General features: G+C 68.1%; 5 protein-coding genes. 2 read left to right on the top strand and 3 right to left on the bottom strand.

Going from position 1 to position 4,603, the window contains the following annotated elements:
• Window positions 1–700, top strand: a 700-nt coding sequence (locus GFH49_RS23130; RefSeq protein WP_408055944.1) for a Mu transposase domain-containing protein, incomplete at its 5' end; no start/stop codon positions are given.
• Entirely contained in the window at window positions 697–1,485 is a 789-nt protein-coding gene (gene istB / locus GFH49_RS23125) for an IS21-like element helper ATPase IstB (protein ID WP_155057996.1), read from the top strand. The genes GFH49_RS23130 and istB (GFH49_RS23125), both read left to right, overlap by 4 nt.
• A 24-nt stretch (window positions 1,486–1,509) precedes the next feature.
• Here the strand turns inward: istB (GFH49_RS23125) and GFH49_RS23120 are convergent, their stop codons facing one another.
• From GFH49_RS23120 to istA, 3 genes are all read right to left on the bottom strand, one after another.
• Window positions 1,510–2,184 (bottom strand): MBL fold metallo-hydrolase, encoded by a 675-nt coding sequence (locus tag GFH49_RS23120; RefSeq protein WP_155057995.1) that lies wholly within the window; start codon window positions 2,182–2,184, stop codon window positions 1,510–1,512.
• A 66-nt stretch (window positions 2,185–2,250) separates the two neighbouring features.
• Complete coding sequence (istB, locus tag GFH49_RS23115) at window positions 2,251–3,021, bottom strand: IS21-like element helper ATPase IstB (RefSeq protein ID WP_155055342.1); 771 nt, start codon at window positions 3,019–3,021, stop codon at window positions 2,251–2,253.
• Window positions 3,018–4,466 (bottom strand): IS21 family transposase, encoded by a 1,449-nt coding sequence (istA, locus tag GFH49_RS23110; protein ID WP_155055341.1) that lies wholly within the window; start codon window positions 4,464–4,466, stop codon window positions 3,018–3,020. Before istA ends, istB (GFH49_RS23115) begins: the two co-directional genes overlap by 4 nt.
• Window positions 4,467–4,603: the final 137 nt, after the last annotated feature.

The following is a 4,603-nucleotide window of genomic DNA, read 5'->3' as shown; positions in this document are numbered from 1 at the left end:
GCTGCCGCTGCCCGAGGAAGGGTTCGAGACCGGTATCGCGTTCACCCCGCGAGTCGACCGTTATGGCATGGTCGCGGTCCGGGTCTGCCGCTACTCGGTACCCGTCCGGTTCATCGGCCGCAAAGTTCACGTGATGCTGCGATCCAGCGAGGTGGTGGTCTTCCACGGCCGCACCGAGATCGCCCGTCATCCCAGGCTGACCACGAAGGGCGCCGAACGGCTCGTGCTGGACCACTTCCTGGAAGTGCTGCTGGCCAAGCCGGGTGCGCTGGCCGGCTCCGAAGCCCTGGATCAGGCCCGTCGCGAGGGGTCCTTCACCCCGGCTCATGAGGCGTTCTGGTCCGCGGCCAAGCGGGGCCTGGGCGAGAGCGAGGGGACCAAGGCTCTGGTTCACGTCCTGCTGCTGCACCGCCACCTGCAGCACCGCGACGTGGTCGCAGGGATCCGGGCCGCCCTCGCGATCAGTGTCTGCACCGCGGACGTGGTCGCGGTGGAGGCGCGCAAGGCCGCCGAGTCCGAGGGCCGCTCGCCGACCGTCACCGCCACCACACCGCTGCCCGACCCGGTCACACCGCCCGACCTGCAGCTGCCCAGCCTGACCGAACGCCGGGCCACCCGGCTGCCCACCGACCAGCGTCCCCTGCCCGCCCTCGACCGCTGGGACCAACTGCTGCACCGTCCTGGAAGGGAAGCCCCATGACCGGCCCGCACCACGCCCTGACCGAACCCGCCTCCGACGCCGCGATCGACACCGCCTGCCGGGTGCTGCGGCTGCCGACCATGCGGGCCCAGTTCGCCGACACCGTCTCCCGCGCCGAACGCGAGCACCTGTCCTACCGCGGTTTCCTTGCCGAACTGTTGATGGCCGAGTGCGAGGACCGCGACCGCCGCCGGTCAGAACGGCGCATCCGCGCGGCCGGCTTTCCCCGCCAGAAATGGTTGTCCGACTTCGACTACACCGCGAACGCGAACGTCACCCCCGCTCTGATCAACAACCTTGCGACCTGCGAATGGGTCAAGAAGGGCGAGCCACTCTGTCTGATCGGCGACTCCGGCACCGGCAAATCCCACTTGCTGATCGGCCTGGGAGCGGCCGCAGCCATGGCCGGCTTCCGGGTCCGCTACGTGCTCGCCGCGAAACTCGTCAACGAGCTGGTCGAGGCAGCCGACGACAAGCAGCTGACCAAGACCATCGCCCGCTACGGACGCGTCGACCTGCTCTGCATCGATGAACTCGGCTACCTCGAACTCGACCGTCGCGGAGCCGAGATGCTGTTCCAGGTTCTGACCGAACGCGAGGAAAAAAACAGCGTGGCCATCGCCTCGAACGAGTCGTTCGGAGGCTGGACGAAGACCTTCACCGACCCACGGCTCTGCGCAGCCATCGTCGACCGCCTCACCTTCAACGGCACGATCATCGAGACCGGCACCGAGTCCTACCGCCTTGCCCGGACCAAAGCCAGGCAGCAAGGTTCGGACAAATGATCCGCTGTCATGTCCGCCGCATCCTCAACTGCCATTCGTGGAAGCTGCCGCAGCACGCAGAGCTGCCGAAGCCGATCCCACGATCGCCTCGCCGTGACCGAAGCACGCCACCTCCGCATCCAGCCGGCTCAAGGCCCGCAAGGATTCCAGTGCACGAGAGCGGTCGGTGTTGAACACGCCGACCATGGTCTTGCCGCCCACGTTCGCTGCAGCGTCGCCCAGGAAGAGCACCCCGAAGGCAGGGAGATAAAATGCGGTGCTGCCTGGAGTATGACCCGGCGCAGCCACGACGCGAGCCCCGCCACCGAAGGGAAGCACATCTTGATCACCCACCTCATGGTCCACCGGCACCGGCGGTGCCGTTGGCAGCATCGGCTTGCTCTCGAACAAGGCACGTTCCCAGTCCGGAGCATCCGCGAAGACCGGTGACGGAGCCGGTGACTGCCCACGGATCACCCCGGCGTCCAAACGGTGCGCGAACACCTCGACCCCACCCCACTCGGCGATCTCGGCAGCACCGCCGACATGGTCCTCATGAAAGTGGGTGAGCACGATACGCCGCAGATCCCCGGGCTTCGAGCCGACACTCAGGATGGCATCGGCGACTGCCGGACCGGCCCCCGCAACCCCAGAGTCGATCAACGTGAGCCCGTCCGCGTCACGCCACAGATACGCCTGCCCGACCTCGAAACGGAGCATATGTCCGCGTACCCCTTTGTATGTCGTGAGGGGTACGCGTAGACGTGTCGTTCTGGCCGTACCGGGTCAGGCCACCTGCTCGTTCTCCTGGAGGGCGGCGAGGCGGTTGCGGAGCCGGTAGCTGGAGCCGTTGATCGTGATGACCTCGCAGTGGTGAAGGAGCCGGTCAAGGATGGCTGTTGCCAGTACCTCATCTCCGAACACCTGTCCCCATTCTCCGAAGCTCTTGTTCGAGGTGAGGATGATCGAGCCCTTCTCGTAGCGCTTCGAGATCAGCTGGAAGACCAGGTTGGCCTCGGCGCGGTCCAGGGGCTGGTAGCCGATCTCGTCCACGACCAAAACGTTCGGGCGGGTGTAGGTGCGCAGGGTGCCGGCGAGGCGGCCGATGGTGTCGGCGCTCTTGAGCTTGCGGACCATGTCGTCCAGCGTCGTGAAGTAGACGGAGAACCCGGCTCGGCAGGCGGCGACCGCGAGGGCGACTGCGATATGCGTCTTGCCCACCCCGGGTGGGCCGAGCAGGGCGGCGTTGCCCTTGTCCTCCACGAAGGACAGCGAGGCGAGGTCTTTGACCCGGCGGGGGTCGAGCTCAGGCTGGAAGGAAAAGTCGAAGTCGTCCAGCGTCTTGTGGTGCGGCAGCTTGGACAGCCGCAGCGCGCTGCGGAAGCGGCGCTCGTCGCGGTGGGCGGCCTCCTCGTCGAGGACCAGGTCGAGGAAGTCGAGGTAGCCCATGGAGGCTTCCTCGGCGCGGCGGGCGAAGGCGTCGAGCTGTTCGGGCAGGTGAGTCAGGCCGAGCCGCTGGGCGGTGGCACGGATGCGGGTGGTGACCAGTTCGTTCAACGGTCTTCCTCAACGGCTCGCAGACGGGCGGGAGATGGGGCGGGGTGGGCGTGGGCGAGTTGTTCGTAGAGTGAGAGCGGGCGGCGCTCGACCGCGACAGCCGCGGCAGCGTTGCGGGTCAGCAGCGCCTGCAAAGGGCCTGTGACCGGGGTGGGAGCGGAGCGGTGCAGGGGCACGACGGTGCCGCCCGCCGGCTCGGAGTCTTCGTGGCTGATGGTGACGGCGCGGGTGTGGCCGTCGGGCAGGCCGTCCCAGTGCGCCTCGTCAACGACGCGCTGGCGGGGACGGCAGGCGCGGGGGTGCTCGGCGAGGAGGTCGCGTTTGAGCCCGTCCGGGCCGACGGCGTGAAGGGTGACACTGTCTGCGGTGGCGCGGACCTCGACGAGCTGGCGGAAAGCGACCTTGCGGGCGGGCACCGAGTACAGGCTGCCGTTGAAGGAGACCAGGCAGTCCTTGCCGACGTGGCGCCACTCTCGGTGGGCGGGCAGGTAGTCGGTGGCCGGCAGCGGCTTGAGGGCGGCGTGGTCGCGGCGGGCGCGGAAGCCGATGATCTCGCCGTGGGTGGCGTGCACCCGGGCGCGGCGCAGCGGCACCCAGGCCAGGAACGCGGCGTCCAGTTCTTCGATCGAGGAGAAGGAGCGGCCGGCCAGCACGTGGTCGCGCACGATCCGCACTTGCCGCTCCACCCGGCCCTTGCCGGTGGGCCGGTAGGCGGCCAGCACGTCCGGTTCGAAGTCGTAGTGCCCGGCGAAGGCAACGGCCTCCGGATGCAGGGGGACTGCCTTGCCCGGCGCGACGTGGCGACGGACCACGGTCTTGGTGCGGTCGTAGACGATCGTCGCGGGCACCCCGCCGAAGTGCGCGAACGCGGCCCGGTGGCAGGCGAAGAAGGTCTCGATGTCCTGACTGGTGGTGAAGCAGCAGAACGGGTCGCGGGAGTACGACAAGGTCATGTGGAAGGAGTAGACCTTCTCGATGCCCATGTGGGCGAGGACCTTGCCCTCGTCGCCCCAGTCGACCTGAGCCTGGCTGCCTGGGATCACTTCGAAGCGGCGGTGCAGCCGTCGCATCTCGTCCACGGACATGCCCAGCTCGGCCGCGATCCGGGGGCGGGCCTCCTGCAAGTACAGCTTGACGCGCTGGTAGCTGCCGGTGAAGCCGTACTCGGCCACCAGCCGCTCGTGCACCACCGTGCCTTTGATCAGCAGCTCGGCCCGGAGCATCGCATCGATGACCGCAGCGAACTGACGGACCATCTGAGCCTTCTGACGTACCGGCCGCGCGGCCGCCTTCGGCGGCCCGTCCTCCACACCGTCGGCCAGGTACTTCTTCACCGTCCGCCAGTCCAGACCGGTCTCCCGGGCGATCTCCGCCAGTGTCGCCCCGGCCTCCAGCAGACCACGCCACCGACGCAACTCCAGCCAGCGTTCCGCATCCAGAACCATCCGGCACCCCGCAGCACAACCGACGCCATCAACGCCGCCGAGCCTGGCCGAGACACCTCACTGACGCGACCGACACGTGCACACAGACCTACACATCTACCCGTACGCACTCATGCACATCTCGTCGTACCGCGACA

Source organism: Streptomyces blattellae, from assembly GCF_009709555.1.
In the GTDB taxonomy this organism is placed as follows: Bacteria; Actinomycetota; Actinomycetes; order Streptomycetales; family Streptomycetaceae; genus Streptomyces; species Streptomyces blattellae.
This window is presented reverse-complemented; position numbering and strand designations above follow the sequence as displayed.